Raw genomic sequence first — 17,518 nt, 5'->3', positions numbered from 1 at the left:
ATAATTTTTTTAAAATGTGAAATAGTTTCCTATACACATCCTCACATATATTATACCAAGAAACGGTGGCATATAAACACTTTATCACAAATATGTATGTATATCTTTAAAATTTATGGGTATAATTTAATTGGGAGTTGATTTTATGCTATTAAAAAACGCCGCCGTTTTCATTGGCGGAAAATATAAAAGAAAAGATTTATGGATTGAAGACGGAAAAATTAAATTTATTATGGACGAAATTATGGCGGACGGATTTGACCTTTCGGGGAAAAGAATTATTCCGGGCCTCACGGACATACACACGCACGGTGCGATGGGAAAGGACAGCTCCGACGGAGAAGTGGGCTCGATTGAAACGATTGCAAAATATAATTTGGAGCACGGCATAACGCAATTTTGTCCGACGACTATGACTTTTAATGAGGAAATTCTTGACGGCATTTTTAAATCAATAGGAGAATACGACAACAGATATAGCGAAGTTGTCGGCATTCATATGGAGGGACCGTTTATAAGTAAGGACAAAATCGGCGCGCAAAATCCGAAATATTTGATGGAGCCGGACGTCGGAATGGTCGAAAGGCTCGACGAAAAGAGCGGCGGGCTTTTAAGAATTATAAGCATTGCGCCTGAGATAAACGGAGCGATGGAATTTGCAAAAAAACTCGGCGACAAATATGTGCTTTCTGTTGCGCACACAAATGCGACATATGACGAAGCGGTCGACGCATACAAAAACGGTTTTTCGCATTTGACGCACACGTTTAACGCAATGCCCGGCATTCACCACAGAAAACCGGGAGTTATTCCGGCGGCAATCGAAAACGGAAGCACCGCCGAACTTATAACCGACGGAGTTCATATTCACGATGCAATAATTCGACTTATTTTTAAAATGTTCGGAAACACGAAGATGATTCTCGTTTCCGATTCGAACGAGGCGACGGGACTTTCGGACGGCGAGTATATGCTGGGCGGTCAAAAAATTGTAAAGGTGAAAAACAAGGCGACAATAAAGGGCACGGACACTATTGCAGGAAGCGCAACGAATCTTTTTGATTGTATGAAACATGCAATAAAGGCGGGTATAAAGGAAGAAGATGCGATAAGAGCGGCAACGACAAATCCGGCAAAACTTTTGGGCATCGACAGGCGAGTCGGAACTATCAGAGAGGGCAATGTTGCAAACTTGCTTGTGCTTGACGACGAGCTAAACATTGAAAGAATATTTTTACGAGGAGAAGAAATATGCAAAAAATAAACGGCATTTCCGTTTCGAGCGGAATCAGCATTTCGAAAATAAAAGTGCTTGAAAGGGAAGAGGAAATCGAGGAGAAGAAAGGCGCGGGAATTGAAATCGAAAAGAAGAGGAGTCTCGAGGCTTTTGAAAATGCAAAGAATCAAATCGAAAATATAATGAGCGGTGTCGACGGCGACGAGAGAGAAATCTTCGAGGCGCATCTTGAAATGCTTTCGGATCCTGAAGTTTCAGGAACTGTAGAAAATTATATAGACAATGACTTCACAGCGGAGTATGCGGTTTATCGCGCAAAAGAAGATCTCAAACAAATCTTTATCGATATGGAAGACGAATATTTCAGAGCGCGCGCAAACGACGTCGAAGACATTATGACACGAGTTATAAAGAATCTTCTCGGGAAAAAAGCGGAAGACATGAACGAGGAATATATTCTTGTTTCGGACGAACTGTATCCTTCGGAAACGCTTGAGATGGATTTCAGGAAAATCAAGGGAATCGCAACTCTTCGCGGCTCGAAAACTTCGCACACGACGATTTTGGCGAACAATTTCGGCATTCCGGCGCTGATAAGTCTCGATTGCAGAAATATTTACAGCCTCGACGGAAAACTTGCAATCCTTGACGCAGAATCCCAAGAACTCATTGTCGAGCCGGAGGAAGATGTGCTTTCGAGTTACGAAAAAAAGATTGAAAAAGAAATGGAAAAGGCGAGAGAGCTGAAAGAATATATCTCGAAAAGCGCCGTGACAAAGTCCGGGAAAAAGCTGAATGTGTACGCAAACATCGGCTCCGAAATTGAAGCGGAGGAAGCGAATAAAAACGGAGCGGAAGGAATCGGACTATTTCGGAGTGAATTTTTGTATCTCGGAAGAAAGAATCCGCCGGATGAAGAAGAACAATATAGAGCATATAAACTCGCAGTCACCTCGATGAAAGATAGACCGGTAATTGTGCGCACAATGGACATAGGCGCCGACAAACAAGTGGACTATCTCGACCTAAAAAAAGAGGACAACCCACAAATGGGACTTCGTGGAATAAGGCTCTCGCTTGCTGAAAGAGAACTTTTTAAAACGCAGCTCAGGGCACTTTTGAGAGCGTCTTACTACGGAGATTTGCGCGTCATGCTTCCGATGGTCATCTCGCCGAAGGAAATTCTTGAAACCAGAGAAATAATTGACGAGTGTCTCGAAGAATTGAAAAATGAAAAGAGACACTTTAAAGAATTTAAACTGGGCATCATGATTGAAACTCCGGCGGCAGCAATCATCGCTGATGAACTCGGAAAATATGTCGACTTCTTCTCAATCGGGACAAACGACCTTGTGAGCTACACCCTCGCAATCGACCGTACAAACAATGAAATCGCACACATGCGTGATGACTATCACCCCGCAATCAAACGCCTCATCGAACTAACAGTCGCAGGCGCAAAAAAGAACGACATCGAAGTCGGCATTTGCGGTGCAATGGGCGCCGACCCGAAAATGCTCGACTTTTACTTGGACATTGGACTGGATGAGGTGAGTGTGGCGATGAACAAGATACTGGAAGTTAAGAGAAACGTAATTAATGCAGATTAGTTTTTTATTTGCGTGCTATTTTGCGATAAACGGTTGATTCCGTGTTTTCGTCGTTGCGACATATTTATCAATATGCCTCACTCCAAAAACACTCCATACAACCGTTTCTCATCAAAATATCATCGCAAATAACAGGGAATATAAATTGCAGAAAATGTAACACTGACATAATGGCGATTAAATTTTTTACGAGTGAGTTACACCTACCGTATTCAAAAAGGGAATCATAGATTTTTGCATGCATATAAATTTATATCGCCGACATAAATTTATAGAATTATAATATCTTCGCAAATTGTGGTTTATATGGGAACCGGTGATTGCCGGTTCTTTTTTTGCGTATTTGAAATTTTGTATATCTTTTTACAATTATATATGCATGTGCACGCATCTGTAACGGCAGGCACTGTGTGTCCTGCCGCCATATATGCCGTTCAAACAATTTACATCCCCACCAACAACGCTGATTACATAAAATATAGAACCCAAAAACCCCATCCAATTTCGAAAATCCATCTTCACCGTTATTTGCGAGGGATTTTCGATGAGAAACACTTAGATGAAATATTTTAGGAGTGAGACATATTGGTAAATATGTCGCAACGACTGAAATATTGAATCAAGTGTTTATCGCGAAAATAACCGCAAATAAAACCCTTCATCATTCAAGTTGAATAGATAAAGTATTTGTTGTATAATGATGGTATATAGATTTTATACTCTCAAAGGAGGCTATATGAAGGATTTTTTATTAGCTTTAAGAAATTGGATATTGAAATATTTTAAAACCACATATCCGTATGTGATTTTGATGATTATAGTTTTGATTCCGGCATTTATTTATCAGCCAATTTTCGGAGGACTCGCTCTTTTAGCGCTCGCTTATTTGATTTCGCGAGATGTGAGTTTGCATGAGGAGAGAGTTGAAGAGGAGACCACTTCCGAAAAGCGAGAAGAAGAGGAATTAAAAAGCGTTACTGCGCATGCGATTTTTAATATGCCATATCCGATGGCGATGCTCAATTCAAACGGAGTAATCACATGGCAAAACGATCCGTTTTCAAAAATTTTGGGAGAGATTCCTAGAAATGCAAAGATAAATGAGATGATTCCTGCGATAAATATTTCCGAATTCGAAAAGGAGCAGGACGATTTCACTTTTACATTCAAGGACAGGATGTACAAGGGTTATACCGACAAGATTTTAAGAAACGGCGAGGTCGAAAGATATGTGCTTTATATGTCGGACATTACTGAGTATAATAATCTAAAAAAACTGTACACAAAGGAAGGACTCGTTGCGCTTTATCTTTTCGTGGACAATCTCGATGAGGTAAAGGGGCTTGGCGATGAGTCATATCGTGCGAAAGTTCAATCTGTAATAGATACCGGTATCACAAATTATTTTAGTGAGCACAACGGTTTTGTGAGAAAGTATGAGCCGGACAAGTTTTTAATCGGACTCGACAGAGAAAATTTTAATAAAATAAAGAATAAAAAGTTCGATATTTTGGACAAGGTTAGAGAAATCGAAGTTGGAAATACAATTCCAATCACTCTTTCAATCGGTGTTTCGGACATTGGAGAGACACCTCTTCAAAAATACGGCAAGGCAAGAAGTGCGCTTGACATCGCTCTCGGACGTGGGGGTGACCAAGCGGTTGTGGTTCTTGAAAACGGATACGATTATTTCGGCGGCAAGACAAAGGCGGTTCAAAAGCGCACAAAGGTCAAGGCGAGAGTTATCGGTTATGCGCTCAAAGAACTTATAAAAGAGGCGAACAATATTTATATTTCCGGACACAAAAATCCGGACATGGACGCAATCGGAAGTGCGGTCGGGATGATGGCTGTAGTTCAACTTATGGGAAAGAGTGCATCTCTTGTACTTGGAAACGATACAGTTGCGGTTTCAAATATTATGGAGATGATGAAAGAGGAGTCACCGGACATTTATAAATCAATTGTGACACCTGAAGAGGCTCTCAAGAATTACAAAAAGGGCGACCTTTTAATTTTGACGGACCACCACAAGCCGAGTTTAAGTCCGAGTGAGGAGCTTTCAGAAACGGCGGACAATATAGTCGTCATCGATCACCACAGAAGAGCTGACGAATTTGTAAAAAATCCATCGCTTGTCTATCTCGAGCCGCACGCATCGAGTGCAAGTGAACTTGTAAGTGAAATTCTACAATATATCATTGAGGACAAAAAGTTGTCCCACTTCGAATCGAGTGCGCTTATGGCTGGAATTATGCTCGATACGAAAAATTTCACCGTGCAAACGGGCATAAGAACATTTGAAGCGGCGGGACTTCTTGTGAGAATGGGCGCTGACCCTGAGGAAGTGAAACTGCTCTTTAGAGACGATTACAACACATTTATAAATAAAGCGAAAGCAACGGAAACGACCGAACTATATAGTGGCAAGTATGCGATTGCAAGTGTAGGAAATTCACCGAGTGCTATTCTTACGGCGGCTCAAGTTGCGGACGATCTTTTGACAATCGACGGTGTCAAGGCAAGTTTTGTTTTGGCTGACGTCGGAGCAAACGAAACACATTTGAGCGCAAGAAGCATCGGAGATGTAAACGTACAACTTATTGCGGAGGCTCTTGGCGGCGGAGGACACCTTGCACAGGCGGGCGCCAGACTTGAACTCGATTTGGAAAAATCCAAGGAAAGCCTCAAAAATGCAATTGACAATTATGAAAAGGAGAATTAAGTGAAAGTTATATTATTGGAAGACGTTAAAAATGTTGGCAAAAAGGGAGAAATCAAAGATGTAAAACCGGGATTTGCGAGAAATTCACTTCTCCCAAAAAAATTGGCAATAGAAGCAAGTAAAGAAAATTTGAAAGAGTGGGAAGAAGAGCAACAACGCTTGAAGGAACTCGATGAACAAAACACAAAGGAAGCTGAAGAAATGAAAAAAGATCTTGAAAAAGAGGTCATTAAGCTTCATTTCAAAGGCGGTTCGACCGGAAAACTCTTCGGCTCAGTAACAAATATCGATATCGCAAATAAAATCAGTGAAGAAAAAGGCATTGAAATTGATAAGAGAAAAATTGATTTGAAGAAAGCAATTAAAGAAGCCGGAGTTTATGATGTAAAAATCAAACTATACGGTAGCGTTGAGGCAAATGTTAAAATAGAAGTGGTGGTCTAGATGCAAACTGAGTTGACATTGCCGGCGTCTCTTGACGCCGAAGTGACGCTTCTAGGCAATATGATTCAAGATGCAAGAAGCGTCGACACAGCTTTTGAAATCGTTCGCTCATCCGATGAATTCTACTATAGCGCTCATCGGATTATTTTTGATGCAATGATTTCTTTAAACGCTAGAGGGCAGGGGATAAATCGTGTAAATCTTGTCGACTGCCTTATGACTTCGGGCAATCTCGATAAAGCGGGCGGTGTTAACAACATAGTAAACATCGCAAACAACTACATTTCGGGTGACAACACAAAGGAAGTCGCAACGCTTGTTCACAATAAATTCTTGTTCAGGCGACTCTACGACGTTGCGACGGACACGAGAGAACAGGCGCTAAAAGCGGATGCTGATATAAAATCGATTATAAGCGAAACGGAAGAAAAAATCCTTGACATCGGACTGCATTCGATTCAAAACGACCCGGAAAGAATAAATTTTATACTTAAAAATACAGCCGAAGAACTTGTGGTGCGTTCAAAACTAAAGGGTGGAATATCCGGACTTTCAACCGGATTTGAAGACCTCGATGCAATGCTTTCGGGTTTCCAAAAATCGGACCTCATACTTCTTGCTGCAAGGCCTTCCATGGGTAAGTCTGCAATCATGGTGAACTTTGCGGTTGCTGCGGCAGAAGCGGGAAAGACAGTTGTAATATTTTCGCTCGAAATGAGCAAAGAACAACTTGCAATGAGAATCTACTCGCAACTTGCAAACATCGACCTTACGAAACTCTTGAAGGGCGACCTCGACATGGACGATTGGAAGAGAATAAGCCAGGCGGCGAATGGATTTTCATCAAAAAATCTTTTTATCGACGACACATCGGGAGTTTCAATCACGGATATCCGCGCGAAACTGAGACGACTTGCGCTACAACAGGACGGAGTCGACCTCGTTTTAATCGACTACTTGCAACTCATGGAAGCAGGTGGAAAAATTGAAAACAGACAACAGGAGATTTCGAAAATCTCAAGAGGATTAAAGGGACTTGCAAAGGAACTTAACATCCCGCTCATCGCGCTTTCGCAGCTCTCCCGTGCGCCGGAAATGAGAAGTGATCACAGACCGATTCTGTCTGACCTTAGAGAATCCGGAGCAATCGAACAGGACGCCGACGTTGTAATGTTTCTCTATAGAGATGAATACTACAACAAAGACTCAGAAGATCGAGGCACCGGCGAAGTAATCATCGCAAAACATAGAAACGGTCCAACCGGCAGCATCAAACTCGTCTACAAAGGCGAAAACACAAAATTCCTCGACATGAAAAACGTGCCGGGGGATGCTCCACCGGCGGAAGTGGAAGCGACAGGGGGAGGAGAAGAGATTCCGGACTTCATCTAAATTTGCGGTCTATTTTGCGACCTGCTTGCAAACTTCAATTATTTGATTGCTCGGAGTGCATCTGAGCACACCTGCGCAATCAAAAATTGAGTTTACGGCGCATGTCATCAAAATATCCTCGCAAATTACGTTGTGTGTATGTGGGACTTGTCGCGATAAAATTCTTGATAATGTATGATGTTGAAAACACAGTGCGTAGCGGCGACCAGTTTTTTTATCCATCGAGCAGAAATCTTCGATTTCGTCGCGAGATGAGATAAAAAGGTGTATCGCCGCCAAAAAAGTCTCACTCCTAAAATATTTCATCTAAACGTTTCTCATCGAAAATTCCTCGCAAATCATTTTGTTTATGAAAAAATCGGTATCGCCGGCTCTTTATTGTTTGTGAAATGTATGATGTTGCAAACACCTGCGCAATCAAAAATTGAGTTTACGGCGCATGTCATCAAAATATCCTCGCAAATTACGTTGTGTGTATGTGGGACTTATCGCGATAAAAGCTTGATAATGTATTATGTTGAAAACGCCGAACGTAGCGGCGACCAGTTTTTTTACGGGTGAGAAAGAAATCTTTGATTTCGTTTTCGAACGCGTAAAAAGGTGTATCGCCGCAAAATACATATTCAATATTTAAAAATCATATAAAAAATTTATATAATAATGGAGTAATAATGGCTGAAATATATATTAATGAAGACAGAAGGCTTCAGACAAAAGAAAATAGAAATAAAAAGAGGAAACGAAAAAAGAGGGGCGGAGTCAGAAAACCGGTTTTAATAATTGGGTTTGTTCTGATTTTGCTCTCGATTATATTCGTAATATTTCCAAAGCTCGGTGTTTATGCGTATTTTTTTGACAGAGGAGATTATGGTGAATCGCTCAAGGATTCGACCGAGCAAATACGGGAAATATCTGAACTTACACCTCACACTCAAAAATTGTGCAAAGAATTTTTAAATAGATGTGAAAATGCAGGTCTTCCGGTTATTATCACCGAAACATATCGTTCGCAAAAAAGGCAGGAAGAGCTTTTTAAACAAGGAAGGGAAACGGATGGTCCGGTTGTGACGTGGACAAAAAACAGTCGCCATACAAAAAGGCGTGCGTTTGATATTGCAAAACGCGGACCGGACCCATATGGGGACGAAGAATTTTTCAGAAAATGTGCAGAGATTGGAAAAGAAGTTGGACTAAATCCCGGATATTTTTGGGACGATTATCAAGATAAACCGCATTTTCAGTTTGATGCATGGTGGTTACCATAATAATGGTTCTATTTGCGGTGATTTTCGCGATAAACGCTTGATTCAATATTTCAGTCGCTGCGACGTACTTGCCAGTACGTCTCACTCCTAAAAATCTCGCACGTAAATATTCTTGCTAAAATTGCGAAAAACGGTTGTTCGACTTTTTAGTCGCTGCGACATACTTGCCAGTATGCCTCGCTCCAAAAAAGTCTCGCACTAATCGTTTTTCATCAATTTTATCTGCGAATGTGTATACAAGCAAATTACGTTGTGTGTATGAGGGACTTGTAAACGATGTTTTTATATGTTTATGAATTGAATTATGTTAAAAACACACCTGTGCAATCAAAAATTGAGATTACGGCGCATGTCATCAAAATATCCTCGCAAATTGTGGTGTTTGTGGACATTTTTGCGATAAAGTTATGATAATGTATGATGTTGAATACGCAAGACGTAGCGGGATGGCATACGTTACGACATAAGGAGTAACGATGTCCTCCCGCCATATGTGTCGTTTGTATAATTTATAATTCCACCAACAATGTTGCGTTTATAAAATATTTATATATGAACCGGCAATCGCCGGTTATTTTTTTACACAAAAATTTATTCGCAAAACTTTTAATTATTTGTAATAAAATTTTATTTTTAGTATAATATATTCAGGCGTAAACACGCTGTTATGGAAAGGTGTGAAATTTTTTGCTAAAGGAAAAGTTTAAAGAAGTTTTATCGACGGTTTTACCGATTTCGATTTTAGTTTTTATACTCCATTTGACATTGGTGCCGCTCGAAGCGGACATGCTCGGGAGATTTTATTTGGGGGCGCTGTTCATTATAATCGGGCTTACGATTTTTTTGATAGGTGTAGATCTCGGGATAACACCGATAGGAGATTCGTTCGGAAACGCGTCAGTCAAGAGTAATAGTTTATATATTATCGGTTTATTGGGGCTTGTGCTCGGTTTTGTAATTTCAATTGCAGAGCCGGATTTGCATATTTTGGCAAATCAAGTGGGACAGGTCACAAACGGAATTGTCTCAAAGACTTCACTTGTGGTTCTCGTTTCTGTCGGGGTTGCGATTTTAATTTCGCTGGGGCTTATGAGAATTGTAAAGTCTATGTCACTGAAATTATTTTTACTTATTATTTATGGGATTATTCTTGTGCTCGCATTTTTGGGCGATTCATTTTTCCTCGCTGTTTCGTTTGACGCTTCGGGCGCAACGACGGGAGCGCTCACGGTTCCGTTTTTACTTGCACTCGCATCGGGTGCGTCTTCGATGAATAAGGACAGTAGGAAGTCTGAAGAAGACTCTTTCGGTCTTGTAGGAATTGCATCGGCGGGTGCGATTATCGGGGCTCTTGTTTTGGGAATGGTTTCGAAAGTTTCTTTCGGAGATATGCCTCCGGTTGAAGCCGTGAATAAGGTCGGAATTTTTTCGCATTTTATTCATGAAGCGCCGATTGTTGCAAAGGAAATAATATTTGCACTTTTACCTATAATTTTGATATATATTGTTGCGAACTTTAAGTGGTTCCACAATTCCAAGAGAGCAAATGCAAGAATTTTCACAGGGATTACTTTCACATTTGTCGGTCTTGTAATATTTCTTGTAGGTGTAAACTCCGGATTTATGGACGTCGGTCGTCACATCGGTCACGAGTTGGCATTGAGAGGAAGCAATGTTTTAATTGTGGGGATTGCGTTTTTAATGGGAGTTTTAACAATTCTTGCAGAACCTGCTGTACACGTTCTTACAAATCAGATTGAGAGCGTTACGAGCGGTTCGATAAAGAAAAAAGTGGTTTTGATGACTTTATCGGTCGGAGTCGGCATTGCGGTTGCGCTTTCGGTTCTAAAGATTTTGGTTCCGAGCATGCAACTTTGGCATGTGCTTCTTCCGGGATATATTTTGACTTTTGTTTTGATGAGAAAGGTTCCAAATCTTTTTGTGGGTATTGCGTTTGACTCGGGCGGAGTTGCATCCGGACCGATGACCGCGACATTTATTCTTGCATATGCTCAAGGTATTGCAAACACCGTTCCGACAGCGGATCTTTTGTTGGACGGTTTCGGAACGATTGCGATGGTTGCGATGACACCGCTCATTGCACTTCAAATTTTGGGGCTTTTCTTTATTAAAAAGAATAAGACGGAGGTATAGGATGGTAAACAACGATAGAGAATTGGATATGCTGGCTGTGATTGTTGCACAGGATAAGGGCAGCAAGGTGTTGGCGCTTGCAAGGGAAGTCGGGGTTGCGGGAGGAACTATTCTTCATGGAATAGGAACCGCAAGTAGAACTATTTTCGATTATCTCGGCCTTAATGATAAGAAAAAGGCGATTATTAAGATTGTCGGCGGCAGGGATTTGATTTTTAAGGCTGCCGAGCATATTTCGAATAAGATGGAATTTCATAAGCCGAACCATGGAATTGCATATATTGAGAATGTTTTGAGCATATACGGTTCGCATTTTATTAACGGTGAAGGTGAAGAGAGAGGTGAAGGTGAAATTATGTACAATGCTATTTATACAATTGTTGAAAGAGGAGTGGCGAGCGATGTTATTGAGGCGGCTGAAAAAGCCGGGTCAAAGGGAGGCACGGTTATAAATGCGAGAGGCGCCGGCACTCATGAGACACAAAAGGTTTTTAACATGGTGATTGAGCCTGAAAAGGAGATTGTCCTTATTATCTCGGAGGCTGACAAGACTGGAGCCATCGTTGATGCAATAAGAGAAAAGGTGAAAATCGAGGAACCGGGCAAGGGAATTTTGTATGTGACGGATGTAAGAGAAACATACGGTATGGCAAAATAGGACAGTGTGGAGGTTATTATGATTTATATCGCTTACAAGAGATGCAGCACTTGCAAAAAGATTCAAGACTTGCTCGATGAAAAGAAAATTGACTATGTATACAGAGAGATTGACAAGGAAAATCCGACTGCCGCTGAGATTAAGAAGTGGCATGAGGAGTCGGGGCTAGACATAAAAAAGTTTTTTAACACGAGCGGAATGATTTATAGAGAAAACAATTTAAAGGATAAGCTTCCCGATATGACGGACGAGGAAAAGTATGAACTCCTTGCAACCGACGGCAAGCTTGTAAAACGGCCGATTCTTTTGGACGACAAGAAAAAATTTGTCGCAGTCGGAGGACCGGGCGTAAGAAAGTATTTGGAAGAAAAATAGATAACAAAAAGGAGGCTTTTGTGAGCCTCCATTTTTTCGCTTGGGAATTTTCTCAAGCGTTTTTTATTTTAATACATTTACAACGTCGCCTATGACAATTATGCCCGGCGTTTGTATATTTTTTTCAATTTTTGTTCGGTACGCATTTTCGAGAGTTGTTATTGTCAGGCGTTCATCTTTTGTCGACGCTTTTTCTATAAATGCGACTGGCGTGTTTTTTGGCTTACCTGCATTCATAAGTTTTTCGGATATGGTGTCCGTGTTTCCGATTCCCATCAAAACGACGATTGTGCCGTTTAGTTTTGCAAGCGCTTCGAAGTCTACGGTTGAACCAGCCATTTCGTGTCCAGTGAGCACGGTGAACGATGTCGAAACTCCTCGGTGCGTGATGGGAATGTTTGAAAGAAGCGGTGCCGATGTTGCACTTGAAAGCCCAGGAAAGACGAGCGGTGTTATTCCATGTTCTTTGAGATACAAAAATTCTTCACCACCGCGTCCGAACACAAACGGGTCGCCGCCTTTCAGTCTCAATGTGTAGTCATATTTTTTTGAGCACTCGAGAAGCAGTTCATTTATCTCATCTTGTTTCATCGAATGTTTGCCGGCGCGCTTTCCAACATAAATCAGTTCCGCTTCCGGCTTTTTATAGTCCAAGAGTTCTTTCGGAATGAGTGCGTCGTATAAAATGACGTCAGCTTCTTTTACCGCATTTAAAGTTTTTAGCGTGACAAGCTCGAGGTCTCCCGGACCCGCACCTGCCAAAACTGTTTTTCTATCCATTTTATCTCCTTATCGAGCGCGCAATCATCGAGACTGTGTGTCTTTCGCCGCGAATTGCGCTGCTCATTTTATATATATTTTCGGGAAATGCAATTCCGCCGTATCCGCTGTCGCCGATATGCATTATGTCAAAGCCGATTGACTTTGCATGAAGTGCTATTTTTCGAATGACCGATGTGTCGGAAGACTCTTGACTCGTGCCGATTGATGCGAGCGAGAGTTTTTCGCTCTCTTTTATAATCTCGATATTTTCACGCAGCTCGCTTTCTGAAATTCCCGGCGCTGTAAAAGGTGCCGGAAGAAGAATCACGTCCGCCCCCGCTTCGATGAAACTTTTCGTCGTCTCCACATTTACGATTTTTTCGTTCACGCCGGACGAGTGCATCTTGCCCGCGATAATTACTCCGCTGAAGTTTTTCTTAGCTCTTTTTATCGCTGAAACAATTTCGTCATTCGTAACGCCGGTTGCCGGATTTCCGGTGAGGCAAACAAATTTAAAACCCAATTCGTCGGCAACTTTTAATGATTCTTCACTTGCGACTCTGCCTTTTGATATTTCGATTCTTTTGTCCATCATCTCGCGATTAAAATCGATCGGCTCGAGATTCAGTCCGACCGGTCGTCCGGTGAGTTCAGTTATGAGTTCAACAGGATTGTCGCTTTTTGGAAGACCCTCTATTTTCGGCTCAAACACGTCGATAAGATTTAACAATATGAGGTCGGCTCCGGATGCGCGAGCGACTTCCGCTCCTGTAATTCCGTCCGACGGTGTTTTTGTGACAATTGATTCCGCCATAATTATTCTCGATTCGGATGCCAAAATGGAATCCAGAAGTTCGTTCTTCGAGAGATTTATCATCTCGCTCGGTCTCAAATTTAAAAATCGTTTCATATTATCAACTCCTTATGTATTTTCGCGTGAAAAGGCGAAACTTCAGCGAAAGAAAAAGTTTTTGAACCCGAGGGGTTCCCGTGAAAGTTTAAATTAAAATAGATCTGTAAATAAATCGTGAAAAAAAGACGAAAATCGTAATAACAAAAAGAATCGAATCCGTTCGTATTACTGATAAAAAGACTTTCACACCGAAGTGTATTAATTCTCTTGTTTTGAAATCGTAGTTAGCGATGTTGAAAGTGCGAGCACAATCCAAATCATCATTATAATTCGATTTATATAAATTATGTCTTCAAACATTCCGTGAACGAGAATTCCAAAAATCGATGCAAGAACGCCGCACGCAAATGTTTTTACATTTTTGCTTTGGGTATTGTAAATCACTCGAAGCGTTTGTACAAGGGATACAATGACCACAACCATAAAGGTTATGAATCCAGTGTAGCCGCCTTCCACCATAACTTGAAGATATGTGTTGTGGGCATGGAAAATCGGCATTGAACGGATATATGTCTCAAAAGTTTCCTTGAAAGGCTTGTGTCCGAATCCGACTCCGACTTGCGGATGGTCCTTCACAACGTCTTTTGTGATTGACCAAATTTTAAAACGATAACTCGTCGAGCTGTCTTTGACATTTGTGATTGATAGAATTCTGTTCTGTATGCTTTCCGGAAGGAAATTTATTCCGAGAAGCGCAAACGGAATCGCAAGTGCGATGAGCGGTCTGTAGTTGAAAAATAAAAACACAAGCGCGCTTACACCGACCGACAAAATGCCGCCGCGTGAGAATGTGAGCATGAGTGACAAAAGTAGAAGTCCCGTGATTCCTAAGAATACAAATTTCTTAAATCCGTCTTTGTGTGCCCAAAAAAGGCTCACTACAATAGGCGTTAGAAGTACGATGTATTCCGCGAAAACATTCGGATTCATAAATACCGAATAGGCCCTTCTGGAAATTTGGCTCGAGACGTCAGCGTCGACCCATTCTCTCTGAACGGTTCCGAAAAATTTGAACTGAAGTATCCCCCAAATGCAAACAAATGCCGCACCGATCGCAAGGCTTGTTGCGACTTTGTTGTAGTCATCTTTTGTTTTTATCGACGTCACGATTGCAAAATAGATTGCAATACCGGCGACATTCATCGAAAAATCGCGGAGCGAGCCGAACATATTGAGCGATGTGAGCGTGTTTATTAAGATAAAAACAAAGACGAGCGCCACCGGCACATAAAAAGTGCTCATTACGAATTTTTCTCTTTTATATACATAGATGTCCACAATATACAAAAATAAAATCGCAATTGCGCCCATAAGTGTTACCATATCCGGCAAAAACGGATAGACAATCAAAAAGAGATTGAGTGTTAAAAATTTTCTCTTTGCAAAAAAAGGCGCCGCCACAATCATGAGAGCGGCGAGAAAAGCCATTTTGTAGTCCAAGAATCTGAGACTTGCCGCAAAAATAAAAATCGCAACGATAGGATAGAGAAGATTCATACTTATCATATTATCTTTTTTTGCATTAATTTTCTCCATCTCTGTCCTCCAATTTATATGCGTAGGTGAAAAATCTTACAAAAATCGAAGACTTGTACCACTCATTTCTTATTAAATCTTGGGTAAATTTTGTTAAATAATAAAGCACCAAAAGTGCTATACTAAGTTTAAGAGGAGCTCCCATTACGACTCCGACAAAGAAAAGAAGAGCGCCCGTAAGAAAAACAATCGGGGCCTGTTCTTCAAGAAACAAAGCATTAAGAATCTTTGAGTCAAAATCGGAAGGAGCTGAATCGGGCTCCATTTTTTTTATTATATCGTATGTTTTTGAATACTCAATAATGTCGTCGTCAATTGATTTTCTTACGATTTTCGACTTAGACGGTTTTCTTTTCGGACTGAAAATCCGATAGAGATTTGAATTTTCAAAAATATTTCGCATAAGTGCAAAAAAATTGTTGCACGAATTTGCTATAACACTATTTTTCATATACATCAAGCTTTACTAAATATGCTTCCATATTCATGTATTTTGTTTTTACGATGTATTTTATTCCGACTCTCACTTGTTCGCCGGTTGCCCAATAAGCGTCGCCGTCGTCTTTAAGAGTTGCTTCGATTGTAAATCTGACATCGTATTTTCCGGGCACAACTTTGTTCACCCATTCGCCGTCAATTTCGAGCGGCTTTTCGGTCGGTGTCGAATCGATTGAAACGATTTTTCCAATCGGTCTTGTTCTGTCTGCCCAATATAGCATATCGCCTTCGTGTAACATTTGAACTGTCAAGTCACGAACATCGCCGACTTCGAAAGTGAGTTTTGCGTCGCGCATCATTTCCGATTCGTCAGGCTTTGTGAAATATCTTTTTGCGCCGAAAACGACTGCAAAAATTAAAACCAAAATAATAATCAGGTCCAAAATATTTATAAGACCGAAAAATTTACCTTCTTTATCAATAATTTTCATTGTAACCTCCAATATTTTTATAATTATATTGTATATGAAATCTATTTAAAAGTAAAGAAATTTTCGTTTTTCAGAAAACATATGGAGTTTGTAATATTAGTTTAAATAAATGAGAATTATTTCGGGTAAGAATGATAATAGTGGGTATAATAATAACGATGAAATTTTTAAAATATTTTTATTATCATGCAAATGAGGTGATTTAATGTTAATATATGTAGATACGGAAAATATGGAGGCCAATTGGGTTGACGTTCTTCCACATTTGGGGGAGAGCGACACGATTTATGTTTTTTATACTAAAAATTCAAAGGGTCTTGATATCGGAAAGCTCGACTTAATAAGAAATGCGAGCGCAAATATAATTTTACTTCCGGCATCGACCGGAGACAACGCACTCGACTTTGTGCTTTCAAGCCAGCTCGGAAATAAAATTGACGACGCGAAAACGCACATAATATTGAGCGGCGACAACGGCTATACACCGCTTGTGAAATTTTGGGAAGAGAGAGCGGAAGTCTTTCTCATCTCCGACATCGAGCAGGTGATAGAATATATAAAAACGGGAACAATGCCGAAGGCAAAACCTCTTCCAAGCGGAAGACTCGTAATGGAGATAGATATGCCGGAAGAACAAAGAAGACAGGTTCAAAGCGTTTTGGACAAAGTCGGAAACGGCGATTTGAATGCTATATACCAAAGTCTTATAAAGACTTTCGGACAAGAAGAAGGACTTGCAATTTATAAAGAAATTCGTTCAAGAATAAGATAAGGAGAGTTATATGTTATTATCTATTAAAGATTTATACGCAGGAGTAGAGGACAAGAAGATTTTAAACGGGGTGAATCTAGACGTAAACAGAGGTGAGGTTCACGTAATTATGGGACCGAACGGAAGCGGAAAGAGTACTCTTGCAAATGTAATAATGAACACGGGCGGCTACAATGTCGAATCCGGAAAGATTATTTTTAAAGATGAAGATATTACAGATGTGGATACGGACAAGAGAGCACGCATGGGAATTTTTATGAGCTATCAAGCACCTGTTGAAATTCCGGGCGTAACTTTGGAATCGTTTATAAGAGCAGCTCTCACACAAAGAGACGGCGAAGCTCCGGGATTCTTTGAGCTGAGAGACGAAATGGACGATATGATGGACGAACTTCACATGGACAAGTCCTACAAAGACAGATATGTAAATGTCGGTTTTTCAGGCGGGGAAAGAAAAAAGAGTGAAATTCTTCAACTCTTAATGTTAAATCCGGACCTCGCACTTCTTGACGAAACGGACTCGGGTCTTGACGTTGACGCCGTCGACGTTGTTGGAAGAGGAATAAAGAAATTCACTGAAGATAAAAATAAAAGTATTATTGTCATTACGCACCATCACGAAATTTTGAAATATATCAAAGCGGACTATGTCCACGTTATAGTCGACGGAAAAATTGTAACAACCGGCGACAACAGTTTGATGGAAAAGATTGACAAGGAAGGATTTAAAGAATACAGGAGGTAAT

The 17,518-nt window shown here is 40.7% G+C and carries 16 protein-coding genes; 11 read left to right on the top strand and 5 right to left on the bottom strand.

From position 1 onward, the window contains the following. Nucleotides 1–145: 145 nt before the first annotated feature. The 9 genes from nagA (at nucleotide 146) to SPI61_RS05770 (ending at nucleotide 11,860) form a co-directional block, all read left to right on the top strand. The gene (nagA, locus tag SPI61_RS05810; RefSeq protein ID WP_321137177.1) at nucleotides 146–1,264 is read left to right on the top strand and encodes an N-acetylglucosamine-6-phosphate deacetylase; all 1,119 of its coding nucleotides are present in this window, start codon (nucleotides 146–148) and stop codon (nucleotides 1,262–1,264) included. Then, on the top strand, nucleotides 1,252–2,847 hold the full coding sequence (ptsP, locus tag SPI61_RS05805; RefSeq protein ID WP_321137176.1) for a phosphoenolpyruvate--protein phosphotransferase: 1,596 nt from the start codon (nucleotides 1,252–1,254) through the stop codon (nucleotides 2,845–2,847). The genes nagA and ptsP overlap by 13 nt, the downstream gene beginning before the upstream one ends. Nucleotides 2,848–3,583: 736 nt before the next feature. Then, nucleotides 3,584–5,572, top strand: coding sequence for a DHH family phosphoesterase (locus tag SPI61_RS05800; RefSeq protein WP_321137175.1), 1,989 nt, complete (start codon nucleotides 3,584–3,586; stop codon nucleotides 5,570–5,572). After that, entirely contained in the window at nucleotides 5,573–6,016 is a 444-nt protein-coding gene (gene rplI / locus SPI61_RS05795) for a 50S ribosomal protein L9 (protein ID WP_321137174.1), read from the top strand. After that, entirely contained in the window at nucleotides 6,017–7,408 is a 1,392-nt protein-coding gene (gene dnaB / locus SPI61_RS05790; protein WP_321137173.1) for a replicative DNA helicase, read from the top strand. It abuts the gene before it with no gap. A 671-nt stretch (nucleotides 7,409–8,079) separates the two neighbouring features. Further along, the gene (locus tag SPI61_RS05785) at nucleotides 8,080–8,673 is read left to right on the top strand and encodes a M15 family metallopeptidase (protein WP_321137172.1); all 594 of its coding nucleotides are present in this window, start codon (nucleotides 8,080–8,082) and stop codon (nucleotides 8,671–8,673) included. A 687-nt stretch (nucleotides 8,674–9,360) separates the two neighbouring features. Continuing rightward, the gene (locus SPI61_RS05780) at nucleotides 9,361–10,827 is read left to right on the top strand and encodes a DUF1538 domain-containing protein (RefSeq protein WP_321137171.1); all 1,467 of its coding nucleotides are present in this window, start codon (nucleotides 9,361–9,363) and stop codon (nucleotides 10,825–10,827) included. Nucleotide 10,828: 1 nt separating this feature from the next. After that, the gene (locus tag SPI61_RS05775) at nucleotides 10,829–11,485 is read left to right on the top strand and encodes a P-II family nitrogen regulator (protein WP_321137170.1); all 657 of its coding nucleotides are present in this window, start codon (nucleotides 10,829–10,831) and stop codon (nucleotides 11,483–11,485) included. Between the two features lie 18 nt (nucleotides 11,486–11,503). Then, nucleotides 11,504–11,860, top strand: a complete 357-nt coding sequence (locus SPI61_RS05770) for a Spx/MgsR family RNA polymerase-binding regulatory protein (RefSeq protein WP_321137169.1) — start codon at nucleotides 11,504–11,506, stop codon at nucleotides 11,858–11,860. Between the two features lie 63 nt (nucleotides 11,861–11,923). Here the strand turns inward: SPI61_RS05770 and cobA are convergent, their stop codons facing one another. The 5 genes from cobA to SPI61_RS05745 form a co-directional block, all read right to left on the bottom strand. Continuing rightward, complete coding sequence (gene cobA, locus SPI61_RS05765) at nucleotides 11,924–12,640, bottom strand: uroporphyrinogen-III C-methyltransferase (protein WP_321137168.1); 717 nt, start codon at nucleotides 12,638–12,640, stop codon at nucleotides 11,924–11,926. Nucleotide 12,641: 1 nt separating this feature from the next. Beyond that, on the bottom strand, nucleotides 12,642–13,532 hold the full coding sequence (locus SPI61_RS05760) for a haloacid dehalogenase-like hydrolase (RefSeq protein ID WP_321137167.1): 891 nt from the start codon (nucleotides 13,530–13,532) through the stop codon (nucleotides 12,642–12,644). A 201-nt stretch (nucleotides 13,533–13,733) separates the two neighbouring features. Further along, a complete protein-coding gene (locus tag SPI61_RS05755) occupies nucleotides 13,734–15,071 on the bottom strand; it encodes an O-antigen ligase family protein (RefSeq protein WP_321137166.1) in 1,338 nt (445 codons plus the stop codon). Next, nucleotides 15,058–15,522, bottom strand: a complete 465-nt coding sequence (locus tag SPI61_RS05750) for a hypothetical protein (protein WP_321137165.1) — start codon at nucleotides 15,520–15,522, stop codon at nucleotides 15,058–15,060. The genes SPI61_RS05755 and SPI61_RS05750 overlap by 14 nt, the downstream gene beginning before the upstream one ends. Continuing rightward, a complete protein-coding gene (locus SPI61_RS05745; RefSeq protein ID WP_321137164.1) occupies nucleotides 15,512–16,000 on the bottom strand; it encodes a DUF4330 domain-containing protein in 489 nt (162 codons plus the stop codon). Before SPI61_RS05745 ends, SPI61_RS05750 begins: the two co-directional genes overlap by 11 nt. Nucleotides 16,001–16,205: 205 nt before the next feature. Between SPI61_RS05745 and SPI61_RS05740 the strand changes: the two genes are divergently transcribed. Beyond that, nucleotides 16,206–16,772 (top strand): PIN domain-containing protein, encoded by a 567-nt coding sequence (locus SPI61_RS05740; RefSeq protein ID WP_321137163.1) that lies wholly within the window; start codon nucleotides 16,206–16,208, stop codon nucleotides 16,770–16,772. Nucleotides 16,773–16,782: 10 nt separating this feature from the next. Further along, entirely contained in the window at nucleotides 16,783–17,517 is a 735-nt protein-coding gene (sufC, locus tag SPI61_RS05735; protein WP_321137162.1) for a Fe-S cluster assembly ATPase SufC, read from the top strand. The last annotated feature ends 1 nt before the right edge of the window (nucleotide 17,518 follow it).

It is taken from the genome of Ezakiella sp., from assembly GCF_034180565.1.
GTDB lineage: Bacteria > Bacillota > Clostridia > Tissierellales > Peptoniphilaceae > Ezakiella.
Note: the sequence above shows the minus strand (reverse complement) of the source record. Positions and strands in the feature narration are given on the sequence as shown.